15 protein-coding genes and 1 pseudogene are annotated in these 16,543 nt (G+C 70.4%); 9 read left to right on the top strand and 7 right to left on the bottom strand.

Translation table 11 applies throughout. The features are described from left to right. Positions 1-109: 109 nt before the first annotated feature. Positions 110-1,390 (top strand): MFS transporter, encoded by a 1,281-nt coding sequence (locus AB0A97_RS23205; RefSeq protein ID WP_361153028.1) that lies wholly within the window; start codon positions 110-112, stop codon positions 1,388-1,390. A gap of 156 nt (positions 1,391-1,546) precedes the next feature. After that, entirely contained in the window at positions 1,547-1,975 is a 429-nt protein-coding gene (locus AB0A97_RS23200; protein ID WP_361153025.1) for a heme-binding protein, read from the top strand. Here AB0A97_RS23200 and AB0A97_RS23195 read toward each other — a convergent pair. Further along, positions 1,968-2,516, bottom strand: coding sequence for a DUF2269 domain-containing protein (locus AB0A97_RS23195; RefSeq protein WP_361153022.1), 549 nt, complete (start codon positions 2,514-2,516; stop codon positions 1,968-1,970). The genes AB0A97_RS23200 and AB0A97_RS23195 overlap by 8 nt on opposite strands. Before the next feature lie 230 nt (positions 2,517-2,746). Between AB0A97_RS23195 and AB0A97_RS23190 the strand changes: the two genes are divergently transcribed. From AB0A97_RS23190 to AB0A97_RS23180, 3 genes and pseudogenes are all read left to right on the top strand, one after another. Then, on the top strand, positions 2,747-3,379 hold the full coding sequence (locus tag AB0A97_RS23190; RefSeq protein WP_361153019.1) for an HAD-IB family phosphatase: 633 nt from the start codon (positions 2,747-2,749) through the stop codon (positions 3,377-3,379). Between the two features lie 1,388 nt (positions 3,380-4,767). Beyond that, entirely contained in the window at positions 4,768-6,327 is a 1,560-nt protein-coding gene (locus tag AB0A97_RS23185) for a globin domain-containing protein (protein WP_361153017.1), read from the top strand. 186 nt (positions 6,328-6,513) lie between these two features. Then, positions 6,514-7,086, top strand: a pseudogene (locus AB0A97_RS23180) (pyridoxamine 5'-phosphate oxidase family protein); the annotation flags it as partial. A gap of 701 nt (positions 7,087-7,787) precedes the next feature. On the opposite strand, the gene AB0A97_RS23175 reads toward AB0A97_RS23180, so the two are convergent. The 5 genes from AB0A97_RS23175 to AB0A97_RS23155 all read right to left on the bottom strand — a co-directional run bounded on the left by AB0A97_RS23175 (position 7,788) and on the right by AB0A97_RS23155 (position 12,102). Next, on the bottom strand, positions 7,788-8,267 hold the full coding sequence (locus AB0A97_RS23175; RefSeq protein WP_361153014.1) for an NUDIX hydrolase: 480 nt from the start codon (positions 8,265-8,267) through the stop codon (positions 7,788-7,790). Between the two features lie 271 nt (positions 8,268-8,538). Next, complete coding sequence (locus AB0A97_RS23170) at positions 8,539-9,435, bottom strand: LysR family transcriptional regulator (protein WP_361153012.1); 897 nt, start codon at positions 9,433-9,435, stop codon at positions 8,539-8,541. A gap of 265 nt (positions 9,436-9,700) precedes the next feature. Beyond that, positions 9,701-10,834, bottom strand: a complete 1,134-nt coding sequence (locus AB0A97_RS23165) for a cystathionine gamma-lyase (protein ID WP_361153009.1) — start codon at positions 10,832-10,834, stop codon at positions 9,701-9,703. 143 nt (positions 10,835-10,977) lie between these two features. Then, the gene (locus AB0A97_RS23160) at positions 10,978-11,718 is read right to left on the bottom strand and encodes a low molecular weight protein-tyrosine-phosphatase (RefSeq protein ID WP_361153006.1); all 741 of its coding nucleotides are present in this window, start codon (positions 11,716-11,718) and stop codon (positions 10,978-10,980) included. 3 nt (positions 11,719-11,721) lie between these two features. After that, positions 11,722-12,102 (bottom strand): phage holin family protein, encoded by a 381-nt coding sequence (locus AB0A97_RS23155; protein ID WP_030022923.1) that lies wholly within the window; start codon positions 12,100-12,102, stop codon positions 11,722-11,724. Between the two features lie 48 nt (positions 12,103-12,150). Here AB0A97_RS23155 and AB0A97_RS23150 point away from each other — a divergent pair, with 48 nt between their 5' ends. From AB0A97_RS23150 to AB0A97_RS23135, 4 genes are all read left to right on the top strand, one after another. Beyond that, positions 12,151-12,468, top strand: coding sequence for a cupin domain-containing protein (locus tag AB0A97_RS23150; RefSeq protein ID WP_361153003.1), 318 nt, complete (start codon positions 12,151-12,153; stop codon positions 12,466-12,468). Between the two features lie 288 nt (positions 12,469-12,756). After that, a complete protein-coding gene (locus tag AB0A97_RS23145; protein WP_361153001.1) occupies positions 12,757-12,981 on the top strand; it encodes a DUF5326 family protein in 225 nt (74 codons plus the stop codon). A 634-nt stretch (positions 12,982-13,615) separates the two neighbouring features. Next, complete coding sequence (locus AB0A97_RS23140; RefSeq protein ID WP_361152998.1) at positions 13,616-14,392, top strand: IclR family transcriptional regulator C-terminal domain-containing protein; 777 nt, start codon at positions 13,616-13,618, stop codon at positions 14,390-14,392. A 104-nt stretch (positions 14,393-14,496) separates the two neighbouring features. Further along, a complete protein-coding gene (locus AB0A97_RS23135; RefSeq protein ID WP_031006684.1) occupies positions 14,497-14,922 on the top strand; it encodes an SsgA family sporulation/cell division regulator in 426 nt (141 codons plus the stop codon). 67 nt (positions 14,923-14,989) lie between these two features. Here the strand turns inward: AB0A97_RS23135 and AB0A97_RS23130 are convergent, their stop codons facing one another. Further along, a complete protein-coding gene (locus AB0A97_RS23130) occupies positions 14,990-16,408 on the bottom strand; it encodes a YibE/F family protein (protein ID WP_361153386.1) in 1,419 nt (472 codons plus the stop codon). Positions 16,409-16,543: the final 135 nt, after the last annotated feature.

Below are 16,543 nucleotides of genomic sequence, written 5' to 3'. Positions count from 1 at the left end.
GACCCAGGATAGGACACCGGCGAAATAGCCCGCGCTTGTAAGTAGCCAGCGTATGCAATTATTGTCGGCGCTTGTTAAAGCTGCATGCAATCGTTCGAAGGGATCCGTCATGCCGCTCGCTCTCCTGGCGCTGACCATCGGCGCCTTCGGGATCGGGATGACCGAGTTCGCGGTGATGGGGCTGCTGCCCGACGTGGCCGCGGGCTTCGGTGTCTCCATCCCCATGGCCGGATACGCGACCACCCTCTACGCGCTCGGCGTCGTCGTCGGCGCCCCGCTGACGACCGTTCTCGGCACCCGCATCACCCGTAAGCAGATGCTGATGCTGCTGATGGGCCTGTTCGTGGTGGGCAACCTGCTCACTGCCGTGGCGCCGGTGTTCGCGGTCATGCTGGCCGGGCGGATCGTTTCGTCCTTTGCGCACGGCGCGTTCTTCGGCATCGGCTCCCTGGTGGCCGCCGATCTTGTGGCGCCGCACAAGCGGGCCGGCGCCATCTCGATGATGTTCGCCGGACTGACCGTCGCCAACGTCGTGGGCGTACCGTTCGGAACCCTGCTCGCCCAGCAGATCAACTGGCGCGCCACCTTCGTCGCCATCGCGGTCCTGGGCGTGCTCGGCTTCCTCGGTGTCGCCAGGCTGGTACCGGCCCAGCCCGTGAAGGCAGCCGCCCCGATGGGCCAGGAGATCGCCGTCTTCCGCAACCCGCAGGTCGGGCTGGCGATGCTGATGACGGTCCTCGGCTTCGGCGGCGTCTTCGCGGCCGTCACCTACCTCGCCTCGATGATGACCGAGGTCGCCGGCTTCGCACCGTCGTCCGTCGTCTGGCTCACCGCCGTCTTCGGCCTGGGAATGGTCGGCGGCAATCTCGTCTCGGGACGGTTCACCGACCGCCACATGATGCCGATGCTGTACGTGTCGCTGGTCGGGCTCGCGCTCTCACTGGCCGCGTTCAGCTTCGCTGCCCACGACAAGGCCGCCGCGACCGTCACCGTCGCCCTCATCGGTGCCTTCGGATTCGCCACCGTGCCACCGCTGCAGAAGCGGATCATGGATCAGGCGGCCGCCGCCCCCACCCTCGCCTCGGTCGGCAACATCGCGGCCTTCAACCTCGGCAACGCGCTCGCCTCCTGGCTCGGCGGGATCGTCATCGCGGCGGGGCTCGGACTGACCGCGCCGAACTGGGTCGGCGTGGGGATGACCGTCCTGGCGCTGGGCGTCGCGGTCCTCGCGGGAGCGCTGGAGCGCCGGGGCGGCCGCGGTGACCGGAGCGGCGCGGACGAGCGCAGCGACCGAGTCGTCGCTTCGGGGGCCGGTGCCGCGGCCGGAGCCGGGAGCGGGGCGGCGGTCGGCAGTACTGAGGAGGAGGCCGCGGCAGCCGTACGCGGGTAGGGGGCGAGTCCCTCTGACTGGGTCCGAGGCCCCGTACACAGGTGATCGCGCCCGCCCATCCGTGCAGGACCTCAGCGTTACCCGCACACCTAGCCCCATTAGCGCCCATAGCGATACGTACCCGTATATACCCGTACACACACAGGAGCACCCCTCATGAGCACCACCCCCTCCGTCCGCCCGCTCACCACCCACGACGCCGACGCCCTGATGGAGGCAGCTCGCGCTGCCGCCGCTGACCTCGGGGTCCAGGGCAGTGTCAGCGTCCTGGACGCGGGCGGCCACCTGCTCGGCTTCCGGCGCGACGACACCGCCGTGCTGATCTCGGGCGAGACCAGCACACGCAAGGCGTACACCGCGCTGCAGCTGGACGCGCCGACCGCCGATCTCGTCGACGCCGTACGGCCCGACGGGCTCTTCCACACCCTGCCCACCGCGCTCGATCGCCCGCTGCTGTTCATCGCCGGTGGCGTGCCGGTCCACCGGGACGGCCGGCTGATCGGCGCGATCGGCGTCGGCGGTGGTGCACCGGAGCAGGACGACCGCATCGCCCGTACCGCCATCGAGGCGGCGGGCCTCAACTGACAACATCACTCGGGTGCTTGCGTGCCCGTTCGCGGACCTCGGCCGACTGTGCAGCGCGCAGTCGGCCGCCGCGTCGGGTGAGGCCCCAGGGCTTGAGTACGGAGACGGCGGTGACGAAGAGGTACGTGGCCGTCGCCACGGAGGGCGCGGACACCATGCTCAGCCCGGTGTCCGGGGTGCCGGCCACGGCATCGGCCGCGAGCCGGTCGATACCCGGGCGCAAGGAGAAGGCCGTCAGCAGTACGGTCGCCGACGTCAACCAGAATTTGACGACGATCCAGCGGTGGCGGGCCAGCCCCCAGGGCGTACCGAAGGACAGCGCCAACCCGCTGGCCAGTGCGGTCAGCGCCACGGGGAGGATCAGCCAGTCGCTGAAGATCTTCATGGCGCGGTAGGCGGCCACGGTGGCCTCCAGCGACCCGGAGGTGTACCCGGTGATGCTGAGCGTGAGCAGGCCGAGCGTGAGCCCGAGCCAGCCGACGGAGACCGCGACATGGACGACGAGGACGGCGCGGCGCACGGGCCGGCTGAGCTGTTTCATGAGATCCACGGTCGCGCCCGGCGGGCAGCGCGGCATCTGACGGCGGGAGTATCCGGCCGTACGCGCGGTTGAGTAGCGGGGTGTTACGGGAGGGGGCGTGAGCGTCCGCGTTCGCTTCTGCGTCCAGAGCATCGCAGGAGGCCAGTTACTAGCCCAGTGACCGGTGTGACGCACGGGGCGGCGCTCCCCGTGCGCGGCCTCCGTCCGCGCTCCCGTCTACGCTCCCAGGTATGGGGAGACTGCATCTGTTCGACATGGACGGCACGCTGCTCTACGGCTCGGCGGCCTCCGTCGAGATATCCCGGCAACTCGGACTGGACCGGGAGATCGCCGAGCTGGAACGGGCCTTCATCGCCGGCGAGGTGACGCCGGTGCGCTTCGCGGAACTGGCGTGCGAGCTGTGGGCCGAGCTGACCGAGGAACTGGTGACCACGGCCTTCGAGGGCGCTCCGTGGCTGGCCGGCATCCGAGAGGTGTGGGCCGACATCCGGGCGCGGGGGGACCGGTGTGCGGTGATCTCCCTGTCACCGACGTTCTTCGTCGAGCGGCTGACGGCCTGGGGAGCGGATGCCGCGCACGGCTCTCGCTGGCCCGCACTGCCTTTTCGCGAACCGGTGGAACCGGACGGGATACTTTCCGCGTCTGCAAAGGTGAGGATTATGGATGAACTGTGCGCCAAGTTCGGACTGAGCCGGTCCGACTGCGTGGCGTACGGTGATTCCATGTCCGACACCGCCCTGTTCGCGGCCGTTCCCGCTTCCGTGGCGGTGAATGCGGACCACCATGTCAGTGGTCTGGCCTCATACGCATACGACGGCCGTGACCTGCGTGGGGCGTACGAACTCGTCCGGGCCGACGGGTAATTACCGGCTGCCCACGCGGCCGTTCGGTACTTCTTGCTCGGCCGGTAAATCGTGTTCTATGGGGCGGATCACGGAAATCGGTGAGCCCGGAGTAAGTGTTCCCAGTACAGGGGTTGTGGATTCAAGTACTGCGGGTATGGTCTAGTCCGGTTGAGCGGTACGGCCGCTTCCGGCGGCGGGCGATCGTGCGGCGGCACGGTACATGAAGCCCGCCAGCTTAGTGGCAGAGCGGTCCGCCGCGCCCGGACTTCCAGGTGTTTGTCCGGTGCGCCGGGCCCGGGTGGCACGCTGCGGAGAAGGAGTCCGTGCGCGGTGCCGGACGAACGCGAAGTGTGTCCGCTATGGAGGGTGTTGCCGGGACAGCTCTGATCGATTGGGTATTCCGAAGCGGTGCGGGGGAATTGCGGGCACATTCCGAACTGCGGAAGTGCGAAGACGATCGAAAGACGTTCGAGGCGAGGCAGACCATGGACGCTCCGACCACCACGACAGCCGATAACGGCTCTTCTGGCGGCAGCAGTGGCGATTGGGGATGGTTCACTCCGTCGAAGAAGTCCTCCGAAGACCGCCCTGGAGATCACCAGGGGACGACCGACGGTCGGCGCGAGCGCGACGGCGAGAACGCCGCAGAGAACGCCCCGGTGAGCGCCGCGGGCAGCTCCGCGGAGAACGGTTACAGCGGTCACGGCGAAGGCCGGGCTCGTGAGCGGGGCCTCCAGGATGATTACGGGCAGCGGAACGGCGGCGGCGCACGGGAAGGTCTGGCGCCGGAAGGCTGGGCGCCGGAAGATCGCGGGCAGGAAGGCCGCGCGCAGGCAGGAGGAACGGCGGAAGGCCGGGTGCAGGAAGGCCGCGCATCGGGTCGGCACGCTCAGGTCGGTCATGTGCAGGTCAGTCTTGCGCAAGGCGGTGACGTCCGAGGCAAACACGTCCTAGGCGGGCACGCGCAAGGCGGGCACGTGCAGGGCGGTCCCGTACGCGACAGTCGTGCCCAAGGCAGGCATGGCGTACCGGATGACGGAGACGACCAGGGGCGGATACCCAGTCGGCCGGTCAGCTCGATAAGGCCGGTGGGTACGGCGGCGGAGCGCGAGCGGACGCCCGAAGAGCAGGGCGCCGGGGGGAGGGCGCACGAGGGCGTACGGGGCGGGGCTTCGGCCGGGTATGGGGCACCGATTGAGGCTGTAGCCGGTTCTCCGTCCCCCTCCCCTTCCCCCCTTCCCCCCGCCCACCCACCCGCCTCCACCACCGACTTCGCTCACACGCCGGCCTCCATGCCCAGGCCCAGCTCCATACCTGGGCCCGACGTCAAGTCCGGGCTCAGCACAGCAGCCGTGCCCAACTCCACGCCCGGACCCAACTCCAGGCCTGGGCCCGACGCCGTACCCGTGCCCAACTCCACGCCTGGGCCCAGCTCCTCGCCCGGCCCCGACGCCGCTCCCAGGCCCAGCTGGGCATCCGAGCCCAGCTCGGCGCCCAGGTCCGACTCCGCCCACGTCCCTGCCGCCACCCCCGGGGCCGGCGCCACCCTCGGGGCCGGCGCCACCCCGGAGACAGGTACCGACCCTGGGCCCAGCTCCCCGCACAGGGCTGGCTTCGCCCCCGCCCCCGGAGCTGCATCCACCCACGACCCGGGCGCCGGTATGGCTGCGTCGGCGACTGGCGCGTACGCCACCTCCCATGAGGCCGCCGCGTCGGTAGGCGGGACCGGCGGGCGTGCAGGTGAGGCGTTCGGCTCCGTGCCCGGGGCCGGCTCGACGCCAGGCTCGGCCAGTGCCGCGTCCACCGGTGCGCGTCCGTCCGCTGCCGTCTCCCCCGACGCGATGCTCATCCGGCGGACCCTGGACGAGATCGGACCTGTGGCGGACAAGGTCACCTCGTACTTCTACGCGTTGCTCTTCGTGCACCACCCCGACCTGCGCGCGCTCTTTCCGGCCGCGATGGACGCCCAACGTGACCGGCTGTTCAAGGCGTTGCTCACCTCCGTCAAGAACGTCGACGACACGGACTACCTCACCGAGTACCTCTCACACCTCGGACGCGGGCACCGTAAGTACGGCACGCTGCCCGAGCACTACCCGGCCGTCGGCGAATGTCTGCTCAGCGCGCTCGCCCGGCACGCCCCCGGCACCTGGAACCCGGAGGCCGAAGCCGCGTGGGTACGGGCGTACACCACGATTTCGCAGGTCATGATCGACGCTGCCGCCGAGGACGAGGCGGTGGCCCCTGCCTGGTGGAAGGCCGAGGTCGTCTCGCACGAGCTGCGTACGCCCGACATCGCTGTCGTCACCGTCCGGCCCGACCAGCCCTACCCCTTTCTGGCCGGTCAGTACGCCAGTGTGGAAACCCCCTGGTGGCCGCGCGTTTGGCGGCACTACTCCTTCGCCGCGGCGCCCCGCTCCGACGGCCTGCTCTCCTTCCATGTGAAAGCCGTACCGGCCGGCTGGGTGTCCAACGCCATGGTCCATCGCGCCCGCCCCGGCGATGTCATCCGGCTCGGTTCCCCATCCGGTTCCATGACCGTAGACCACACCACTGACAACGGGCTGTTGTGTCTGGGCGGCGGCACGGGCATCGCACCGATCAAGGCCCTGGTCGAGGATGTGGCCGAACGTGGCCACCGGCGTCCGATGGAGGTCTTCTACGGCGCTCGCAGCGGCCACGACCTGTACGACCTCGACACCATGCTGCGGCTGGAACAGCGCCACCCCTGGCTGTCCGTACGCCCGGTCGTCGCCACCGGACGCCCCGACGGCCCGGCCAACAGTCTCAGCGGCCAACTCCCCGACGCTGTGCGTCAGTACGGGCCGTGGAGGGAATATGACGCCTACTTGTCCGGGCCGCCCGGAATGATACGCAACGGCGTGGACGCATTGGTGGGGGTCGGCATTCCCTCCGACCGCATACGGCACGACTCCGTGGACGAGCTGGTCGCGGCGGGAGATTGAGCATTGACGACACATGGTGATCACGGCTTGGCAGTACAGGGTGGGAACGGTTTGACGGCTTACGGCGACCTCGGCGCGACCGGGGGCCCTGGCGCGTACGGGCTGGTGGGGCCGGGTGGGAGCCCTGGCGGCCGGCCCGGGACGGACGCGCGGGAGGCGCGTCCGGGCAGCGACGGTGAGCATCTGGTGCAGCAGCGACTGGGGACGACCGAACGCGCCGACCGGTTCTACGACGACCAGGTGCTCGACCATCTGAACGAGCGGATGCGGGAGTTCGTGGGCCGTCAGGAGATGTTCTTCCTGGCGACGGCCGATCGGCACGGGGAGTGCGATTCCACGTTCCGGGCCGGGCCGCCCGGGTTCCTCCAGGTCCTGGACGAGCGGACGCTCGCGTACCCGGAATACCGCGGGAACGGTGTCATGGCCTCCGTCGGGAACCTGTCCGAGAACCCGCATCTCGGCATCCTGATGATCGACTTCACGCGCGACCGCATCGGGCTGCACGTCAACGGGCGGGCCCGGGTGGTCATGGACGACGAGATGCGGGCGCGGCACCCCTACCTGCCCACCGACCCGGTGCCCGGCCGACGGGCCCAGTTGTGGGTGGAGGTCGCGGTTGAGGAAACGTATATCCACTGCGCCAAGCACATCCCGCACCTGCAGAAGGTGCCCCGGCAGGCCGGTGGCTCGCGTGCCTGGGGCACGGATGACGCCAAGCGCAAGGGCGGCGACTACTTCGGAGCGGCGGCGGAGGCGGCTGCCCGCCGGGAGGAGGGGGCGTGTCGGGAGGAAGGGGCAGGGCGGCAGGAGTGGCCGTGCCGGGAGGAAGGGACGCGTCGGGAGGACGGGGCGTCTCGCGGGGGTGGGGCGGTTCGCCCATCGGTGGCTGACCCGCGATCGGCAGCGGGCTCCTCAGCGGGCGCCGTCGTACGACCGGACGTCGTCTCTCGCCCGGACGTCGATGCCCGCCGAGAACTGGAGGCGGCGGCCCGACAGCCGGTCTCGCAGCCGCAGCCAGGTCCGAAGCCTGCCCCCGGCCCGGAGCCTGCCCCCGGCCCAGGTACTGCCCCTGGGTCGCGGTCTTCCCCCGGCGCGGAACCAGTCTCCGGCGGGGAACCAGCCCCGAGCGCGGAACCAGTCCCCCGCGCGGAACCCACCCCCAGCGCGGAACCCCTTCTCGGCGCGGAACCCGCCCTCAGCCTGGAGCCGGCCCGAGAGGCACGGGGAGTTCGGAGAGCCCAGGGCATTCAGGAAGCGCAGGGAGTTCAGCAGGTCCGGGAACAAGTGGAGCGCGAGGTCGAGCAGGTGCTCGCCCGTGCCCGGCTGCGGTCGCCTGTGGTTGCCGAAGGGGAGGGTTTCCGGGGCTGGTTCGGGTAGGGCGCGGGCGAAGGGTGAAAGGCCGGTGGAGGGCTCGCGGGAGCGGCCGGGCTGCGCCGTCCGCAGGCGCGGGCTGCCTCACGTCACCCGAGGTCCGGCGCGTGCATCGCCCGTACGCCCTCGATGTTGCCGTCGAGGTAGTGGCGCAGGGACAGCGGCACGACCTCGGCCGAGGCGATGCCCACCCGGGTGAACGGCACCCGCACGACCTCGTACTGGCCGCAGGGTTCCTCCACCTCCGGCCCGTGCCGCAGCGAGAGGTCCATCGACTCCAGGCGGCAGACGAAGAAGTGCTGCACCTTCACCCCGTCCACCCCGCCGTCGCTGATGTGCTCGACGGTGTCGACGAAGACCGGGACGACGTCGGTGATCTTGGCGCCCAGCTCCTCGTGGAGTTCGCGGTGCAGGGCGTCCACGACCGTGGCGTCCTCCGGCTCGACCCCGCCGCCGGGAGTGATCCAGTACGGGGCCCGGCCGGGCTTGGTGCGCTTGATCAGAACGATGTCGGCACCGTCGAGCAGGATCGCGCGGGCGGTGCGTTTGACGACTGGCCGTACGGTCATACGGGACAGATGCCGCAGCCGGGGCTCCGTGAAACCACCGTCCCACCAGTCCGCCGAGACGCGCGCCCAGCCGCGAAGCGGACATTCCGGATGGTTGAGGACCCTCGGGACTCTCCTCCCTCGGGGCCTTCGCCGAGCGCACTGCCGCCTGGCCGCCCCCCCCACCTGGCCGTCTCCCCGTCTGGCCACCTCCCCGCCCCTCTTCCTGCCCCGCCCAATCCCCTCATGCCCCACCGCCGCCCGCCCCGCCCCCGGCGCGAACACCGCCGCCTCACCAGTCCGCTGCCGCCCGGAGCAGCCACTCATGCGTACGGGCGATGTGCGGCAGCGCCAGCGTCCCGGCCCGGGTGGCCAGGAAGTACGTACGCAGAGGCGGTACCGGAGGATCGAGCAGGGCGACGGCCTCGCCGCTGTCCAGCGCCTCCGTGCACAGGTAGCGCGGCAGTACCGCCAAGCCGGCGCCCGCCGTGACGCACGCCAGCACCGCCCGTAAGTCGGAGGCGATGACGGCCGCCGAGGCCGCGGGGGGCGTCTCGAAGACCGCTGACCAGTATCGGGAGATCAGCGGGAGGCTCTCGTGGACCTCGACGAGCGGTACGGGGTCGAGTGCGTGCACGCCCTTCGCCTGGACGACCGAGGGGCCGCCGAGCCGGTCCGCCCACCGTGGGGCCGCTATCAGGACGTGCTCCTCGTCGCACAGCGGCGTGGCGGTGAGCAGGGCGCCACGCGGCCGGGTGGTCGTGATCGCGAGGTCGTGGTGGCCGTCGGCCAGGCCGGCCAGCAGCTCGTCCGCGGGGCCGAAGGCGGTCCGTACGCAGAGGCCCTGGTCTATGAGCGGCGCCAAGGCCGGTAACGCGCGCTGGGAGGTGAACTCCGGTGGACCCGCGAGGTGCAGGGTGCGGATGGCGGACTCCTCGTCGAGTCCGGCTTCGGTGATCTCGGTGAGCGCGTCCAGGTGGGGCGCCACCTTGTGGGCGAGCTCGTCGCCGACGGTGGTGGGGGTCACCCCGCGGGCCTTGCGGAGGAAGAGCGGTCGGCCCAACTGCCGCTCCAGGCTGCGTATCTGGCTGGTCACGGCGGGCTGGGAGAGCCCCAGTAGAGCGGCGGCCCGGGTGAAGGATCCCGCTCGGTGCACCGTGACGAACGTGCGTAATAAAGCGAGGTCCATCCGTACCTCCCTCCACTCCCGTCGAGTCGGCGACCGCCAACTATAAATTTGTCGATAGGGCTGTGTCGCCAGCGTGATTGGACACTGACGCTGAGTCAACTAGCCTTGTCTGCGCGGTTCGAAATGATGCGAACCGGGGCTGGCAGGGTGCCGAGGGGGGATACCCTGCCAGCCCGCTGCGCGTAGCGGCACGGGTACGGGCCGGTGACACCTGCTGCCGCACCGGTCGCCCCCTCCCCCCACCGTCCGCCGCCTCCCGCTGTGGCTAGGACGGCCGCTGGAACGCCGTGTCCAGTGCTCTCGTCACGTCCGCGATCAGGTCCGCCGGCTCCTCGACCCCGACCGAGAAGCGGATGAAACCTTCCGGCACCGCGTCGCCGCCCCACCGTCCGCGTCGCTCGGCGGTGGACCGCACGCTGCCGAAGCTGGTGGCGTCGTCCACCAGCGTCAGCGCCGCCAGGAAGCGTTCGGCGTGGGCGCGGTCGGGCAGCGTGAAGGAGACGATGTTGCCGAAGCGGCCCTCGCGCATCTGCCGTACGGCGATCTCGTGCGCGGGGTCGGACGGCAGCCCGGGATGCCGCAGCCCCGTCACCTCGGGCCGCTCCCGGAGCGCCGCCGCGAGCGCGAGCGCCCCGGCGGACTGCTGCCGCACACGCAGGGCGAGCGTGGCGAGCGACCGGTGGGCCAGCCACGCCTCCATCGGGCCGGGAATCGCGCCGACGGTTTTGCGCCACATCCGTACGGAGTCGGCGAGCGCCGCGTCGCGGGTCGCCACGTAACCGAGAAGTACGTCGCCGTGGCCGGTCAGCGCCTTGGTGCCGCTGGCCACGGAGAAGTCGGCGCCGAGGTCCAGGGGGCGCTGGCCGAGTGGCGTGGCCAGGGTGTTGTCGACGGCGACCAGGGCGCCGCGCGCGTGCGCGGCTTCCGCCAGGCGCCGGATGTCGCAGACGTCCAGGCCGGGGTTGGACGGCGTCTCGATCCACAGCAGCCGGGCGCCGTCGAGCGCGTCGAGTTGCGCGTCACCGGGGGTGGGGGCCGTACGCACCTCGACGCCGTAGCTCTCCAGGCGCTCGCGGACGGCGGGCAGCAACTGGTAGCCGTCGTTCGGGAGGACGACCGTGTCGCCGCTGCGCAGACAGGAGAAGAGGACCGCCGATATGGCGGCCATCCCGGAGGCGAAGGTCACGGTCTGCGCGGGCTCGTCCGGGGACTCCAGGTCGCCGATGGCCGATTCCAGCCGGGTCCAGGTGGGGTTGGCATCGCGGCCGTACGTATACGGGCCGGTGGCATCGCCGGGCAGGTGGTAGTGCGCGGCGAAGACCGGGCCGGGCAGGGACGGCTCGTACGCCTCGGCCGCCGGGAGCCCGGCCCGTACGGCCCGTGTGCTGTCACCTGTCATGCGGGGTTCTCCTCGGTGGAGGTGGGGAGGGGCGGGGAGCGGGCGTGGACCTGGCTGGGCCCGGGGGGGCTGGGCCCGGGCCTGGGGTCTGGGCATGGACGTGTGCCTGGGGCCTATGCCGTGACGGAACCGGACCGGAGCCGTCAGGCGACCGACGGTTCCCCAGCGGGCGACCGCTCCCGCCCCACAGACGACCGAACCTCGCCCGCAGACGACCGAACCTCGCCCGCAGACGACCGAACCTCGCCCGCAGACGACCGGAAGCCGACGGGCTGCCCTTCGGCCAGAGCCCCCTCCCCTTCGAGGGCGGCCCGTACCGCCGCCAGCAGTCCGTCACAGGCGGCCTCGACCATCTCCAGGCACTCCTCGAACCCTGCCATACCTCCGTAATACGGGTCGGGAACGTCCAGATCGTGGGAGCGAGCCCCCGTAGGAGCCTCACCGGAGGACAGCGTTCCGTCCGGACGTATGGCCCCTCCGGGCGACACCGCGGCGTCGTACGAGCGCAGCAGCCGCACCTTGGCCGCGTCCCGCGCGGTGGGTGCCAGCCGCCGCAGCGCGCGCAGATGACCTTCGTCCAGCGCGATCACCAGGTCCAGCGTCGTGAACCACTCGGCCCGGAACTGCCGGGCCGAGTGGTCCTCCTCGTAGCCGGCGGCACGGAGGACGGCGACGGTCCGGGGGTCGGCCCCGTCGCCCTCGTGCCAGCCGCCCGTACCGGCACTGTCGACGACGACCGACTCGTCGAGGCCGTTCTCCTCGACGCGGGTCCGGAAGACGGCCTCGGCCATCGGCGAGCGGCAGATGTTGCCGGTGCAGACGAAACAGACGCGGTACGGGGCGGCAGTCCGGGGGTGCGCCGGAGGCGGTGTCGGAGTACGCACGGTTCAGTCCCTGTCGTCGGGCAGCACCATGTGCATCGCCCAGGAGACGATCGAGATGATCACGCCGCCCAGTACGGCGGTCCAGAAGCCCTGGACGTGGAAGGCGAGGTCGAACTTCTCCGCCAGCCACGAGGTCAGCAGCAGCATCAACGCGTTGATCACGAGCGTGATGAGGCCGAGGGTGAGGATGAAGAGGGGCAGCGACAGCAGCTTCACCACGGGTTTGACGACGAAATTCACCACACCGAAGATCAGCGCGACCAGCAGCAGCGTCAGCGTCTTGCGCCCGGTGCTCTCTCCGGTCAGTGTGATGTCCTTCAGCAGCCAGATGGCCACGGCAAGCGCCGCGGCATTGGCGATCGTCTTGACCACGAAATTCTTCATGGTGAGATCGTCGCAGACGATACGGACACTCCGAGGGGTACCAACGGCATGAAGGCTTTCAGGCTCGACGAACTGGAGGCGGAGCGGGCCGCCAACGACGGCGCGTATCTGCAGTTCCTGCGGGAACGGAACATGTCGGTCGGGCTCTACGCCCTCGACGCGGGCAGCACCGACCCGCAGCTCCCGCACCAACAGGACGAGGTGTACCTGGTCGTCAGCGGGCGGGCGGCGATCACCGTAGGCATGGAGACGACCTCGGTGGCGCGCGGCAGCGTGGTGTACGTCCCCGCCGGGGTGCCGCACAAGTTCCACCACATCAGCGAGGACCTGCGGGTCATGGTGGTCTTCTCTCCGCCCGAAAGCTGAGGCGTGCGCCCCCGGACCCGTAGGGGACGGTTCAGGGGAGGGCCGGGGCCGCGCGGCCCCCGTTCCGTCCCGCGCCGTCCTAGCATCGGTGGTGCAGGGGGGAACAGGGCATCGGGCCCCCGGGGCCGGGGCACCGGCCGGGCACGTGACACGGACGCGGGACGTCGAACAGGACCGCGGGCCGGGGACCGGGGACCGCACATCGCGGTCCGTGGGCCCACGTGATCAAGGCGCACCACAGACAGACGACAGCACACGCGAAGAAGACGCAGAAAGCAGGGCAGAGCAATGGCCGGCAAGGGGACGTTCGCAGGACTTCCGTGGTGGGTGACATGGGTCGCGGTGCCCGTCGTCCTCCTGGTGGTGTTCGGCAGCCTGATCGCCAGCGCGGTCGGCTTCCTGATCGGCCTGCTCTTCAAGGTCCTGGTAGCGGTGGCGCTGATCGCCGGAGTCGTCTACCTGGCGCGCAGGCTCAAGGGCTCCTCGTCCTCCTCGTCGCGGAGCGACTGGTGACCGAGCGGTACGCAGGGAGCCGGGCCCGATCCTGCTGATCGCGCCCCTTCCTCCCTCCTCCTGATCCCGCCCGGTTCTGCCGGCCCTCCGCTACGTCGGATCAGACCCGCTGGTCCTGAACCGCTGGCCATGGCCGGTTGGTGCTGGCCAACTGGTCCGGCCAACTGGCCCCGTTCCGCTCATAGCGCCCCGCTCATCGCGCCTGGCTCGCCCCGCTCCGAAAAGGGAGCGGGGCGTTCCCTATTGCGCCGGGGTGCGGCTGCTCCTGTGCCGGTGGTCCGGCCGCCCCCGCGCCGGTGGAGCGGCAGTACCGGGCCGGTCGGCGGGCCGACTCGCGTGCCGATCCCCTGGCCTGTCCCTCACCGCCCTCCTCACCGCTCTCCTCACTGATCTCCTCGCCGATCTGAACGCCGATCCGCACCCGATCTCCGCGCCATATCCCTCTGCCGCCCGGACCGGCCAAGTTAGAGTGCGGTTCGCAGGCGTCTTCCGGATGGTGACGTTCCGGAAAATACCGAGTGAGGCAGGACCGGTCCGGGCGTCGACGAGGGCCCCTGGGAGACGCGGGCGGAGCGGGAGCGGCTCCCGCCACCGGGGCCGTGCCGCCCCGGCGACCCGACCAGGGGGGTTGGCGTTGGCAACGGTGAACGGTGAATCCGTTTCGCACCCCACGTTGATCGGCTCGGTGCAGCGGGCGCTGCGCCTGCTGGAGGCGGTGGGCGCGCACTCCGCCGGTGCGCCGGCCAAACAGCTGGCCAGGGAGGCGGGGTTGCCGCTTCCGACGACGTACCACCTGCTGCGGACCCTGACGCACGAGGGCTATCTGCGCCGTGAGAACGGAGTGTTCGTCTACGGGGAGGCCGCCGGCTCCATCGGGAGGGCGGGCGCCGAGCGGTGCCGCCGTGCCGAGCTGGGGGACACGCTGGCCGTCCTGGGCGAACGGATCGGCGCCGCGGCCTACTTCGCGGTCTACCGGGAGGGTGAGGTGGAGGTCGTGGCAGCCACCGAGGACCCGCAACGGCCGCCGGTCGAGGAGTGGGTGGACTTCCGTACCACCGCGCACGCACATGCGATCGGGCAATGTTTGCTCGCACAACTCGACGAACGGTCCAGGAAGGACCACCTGGCCCGGTACCCGGTGCAGTCGCTCACGCCCTACTCGGTGCGGTGCGAGGGCGATCTGCTGCACCGCCTGGACGCGGTGCGCCGCGCCCAAGTCGCCTATGAGCAACAGGAATATGCCTTGGGCACAGTATGCTCGGCGATTCCGATCCAGGTGGGTTCGGCGGCCGCGACCGTGGCGATTTCTCTTCCCGCGAGCGACGCTCAGCGCCTACACTGCGTCACCGAACGACTACGCAGAATGGTGGAGGCGACGTTAACAACACTCGCTTTCTCTATCAGTATCTGAAAAATCACTCCTTGTGATCCGCTTGCACGTGACAGACGATGGCGTCAATGGGGCCAAGAAGGACGATTCCTGGCCATCTCCGACCAAGTCCGGGGCAGAGGTTGATGACCGACACAGTTCAGGCAGAAGTGATCATGAGCTTCCTCGTGTCCGAGGAGCTCGCCTTCCGTATCCCGGTGGAGCTGTACTTCGACCGCGCGGACCCCTATGCGGTCAGCTTCACCTTCGACCTTCCCGGCGATGTGCCTGTGACCTGGGCCTTCAGTCGGGAGCTGCTGCTGGACGGACTGAGCAAGCCGTCCGGTGAGGGTGACGTACGTATCGAGCCGTCCTCCTCCGAGCACCTCAGCGATGTCTTCATCAGCCTCCAGGTGGCCGATGAACGGGCGCTGTTCCGTGCCGGCGCTCCGCCGCTGGTGGCCTTCCTCGACCGTACGGACCGACTCGTACCGATCGGGGAGGAAGAGGTGTGCGACACGCTCGACTCGACACTGGACCGCATTCTTTCGGAGGCGCAGAAGGCGGGGTGAGCGGGCCGCCGCTGCCGGCTCGTTGCCGGAACCCGGTCGGCCCGGGCCGGGTGGCCCGGCCGCCGGTTCAGTGTGCGCGCCGCCGCCTGCCGCTGCCGGCGCCCCGACCCGCGCGTCGTCCCGCACTTCGCCCCGTGCTCGGCCTCGTACCCCGCCCTGGACCTCGGCGGGTGCCCCGGCCCGGCTCCAGGCCCGTCTCCCGGTCCGCGGAGACGACCAGCGCGGCCAGCAGGGTGGTCAGCGGTACGGACGCGACCAGGCCGATGCTGCCCACCAGTGTGCGTACGACTTCCTCGGCGACCACCTCACTCGTGGCGACCGTACCGACACTGCTCTGTGCGATCGTGAACAGCAACAGCAGTGGCAGTGCCGCGCCCGCGTAGGCGAGGACGAGCGTGTTGACGACGGACGCGATGTGATCGCGGCCGATGCGCATCGCCGACGTGTAGAGCCTGCGCCAGCCTGCCGACGGGTCGGCCTCCTTCAGCTCCCAGACCGCGGCGGTCTGGGTGACCGTCACGTCGTCGAGCACACCCAGAGACCCGATGATGATGCCTGCCAGCAGCAGACCGCGGACCTCGATGTCGGGGTAGAGGCCGTGCACCAGCCCGGTCTGGTCGTCGGTGTTGCCGGTCAGCAGGGCCCACCCGATGAAGAGGGAGCCGAGCAGGCCGATCAGCAGCAGCGAGGCCAGCGTGCCCAGTACGGCGACGGACGTACGTGCGGTCAGGCCGTGGCACAGGTAGAGGGCGACCAGCATGATCGCGCTGCCCCCGACGACGGCGACCACCAGGGGATTCGATCCCTGGAGGATGGCAGGGAGGATGAACAGCGTCAGCACCAGGAAGCTCACGACGAGCGCGACCAGCGCGAGAGCCCCGCGAAGCCGCCCGACCACGACGACCGCCGCGGCGAAGAGGGCGGCGAGCACCCACATCGGGAAGGTTCGGTCCACATCGGTGACCGAATACTGCAAGTCTTTGGGCGCTTTGGGTGCGTACGCGACCACGACACCTTGCCCGGCCTTGTAGTGCCGCGTGGCGTCGGGCGTCACGATCGACTCGAACCGCCGGCCCGTGTCCTTCCCGGTGGTCACCTCGACGATGGCCCGCTCGCAGTGCTTGGCCTGCTGGGGGCCGGTGGGGGAGGACGGTTGCTGCTGCGAAGGCTGCTGTTGCTGCTGGGCATGGACGTCCGCACAGTTCACTTCCTCGACCTTCACCACCTTCGCCTTCTCGGTGGGCTGGTCGAAGCCGACACCGGACGGCTTGTGGCCGGGTGCGCCGCCCGGCCACAGCACGACCAGTCCGACCAGGACCGCGGCGGTGAACGGGATGAGCACCGCCGCGATGACTTTGCGGAGGTGGCGCGAGACGGGGGCCGCGGGGCCGTGGCTGTGCCCGTGCCCATGACTGTGCCCGTGCCCTTGGCCGGGGCCAGGCTCGTGTTCGGCTCCGGTCCTGGCTCCGGCCCCGGCTGCGGGCACGGGCCCGGACCCGTGCGACGGACCGGAAGCGTGGTCGTGCGCGGAGTGCGAAGGCTCGTTGCTGGTCACCGCCCGATCATCGCAAGAACTGGCAGGGCCCCCTGTTCACCGCGCCACACCGGCCGCTACCGTGGT

The organism is Streptomyces sp. NPDC045470, from assembly GCF_040646595.1.
Classification (GTDB): domain Bacteria; phylum Actinomycetota; class Actinomycetes; order Streptomycetales; family Streptomycetaceae; genus Streptomyces.
This window is presented reverse-complemented; position numbering and strand designations above follow the sequence as displayed.

Bases quoted from the DNA above. Each gene is read 5' to 3' on its own strand.
- AB0A97_RS23205 (WP_361153028.1), top strand. From the start codon at position 110: ATGCCGCTCGCTCTCCTGGCGCTGACCATCGGCGCCTTCGGGATCGGG.
- AB0A97_RS23200 (WP_361153025.1), top strand. From the start codon at position 1,547: ATGAGCACCACCCCCTCCGTCCGCCCGCTCACCACCCACGACGCCGAC.
- AB0A97_RS23195 (WP_361153022.1), bottom strand. From the start codon at position 2,516: ATGAAACAGCTCAGCCGGCCCGTGCGCCGCGCCGTCCTCGTCGTCCAT.
- AB0A97_RS23190 (WP_361153019.1), top strand. From the start codon at position 2,747: ATGGGGAGACTGCATCTGTTCGACATGGACGGCACGCTGCTCTACGGC.
- AB0A97_RS23175 (WP_361153014.1), bottom strand. From the start codon at position 8,267: ATGACCGTACGGCCAGTCGTCAAACGCACCGCCCGCGCGATCCTGCTC.
- AB0A97_RS23170 (WP_361153012.1), bottom strand. From the start codon at position 9,435: ATGGACCTCGCTTTATTACGCACGTTCGTCACGGTGCACCGAGCGGGA.
- AB0A97_RS23165 (WP_361153009.1), bottom strand. From the start codon at position 10,834: ATGACAGGTGACAGCACACGGGCCGTACGGGCCGGGCTCCCGGCGGCC.
- AB0A97_RS23155 (WP_030022923.1), bottom strand. From the start codon at position 12,102: ATGAAGAATTTCGTGGTCAAGACGATCGCCAATGCCGCGGCGCTTGCC.
- AB0A97_RS23150 (WP_361153003.1), top strand. From the start codon at position 12,151: ATGAAGGCTTTCAGGCTCGACGAACTGGAGGCGGAGCGGGCCGCCAAC.
- AB0A97_RS23145 (WP_361153001.1), top strand. From the start codon at position 12,757: ATGGCCGGCAAGGGGACGTTCGCAGGACTTCCGTGGTGGGTGACATGG.
- AB0A97_RS23135 (WP_031006684.1), top strand. From the start codon at position 14,497: ATGACCGACACAGTTCAGGCAGAAGTGATCATGAGCTTCCTCGTGTCC.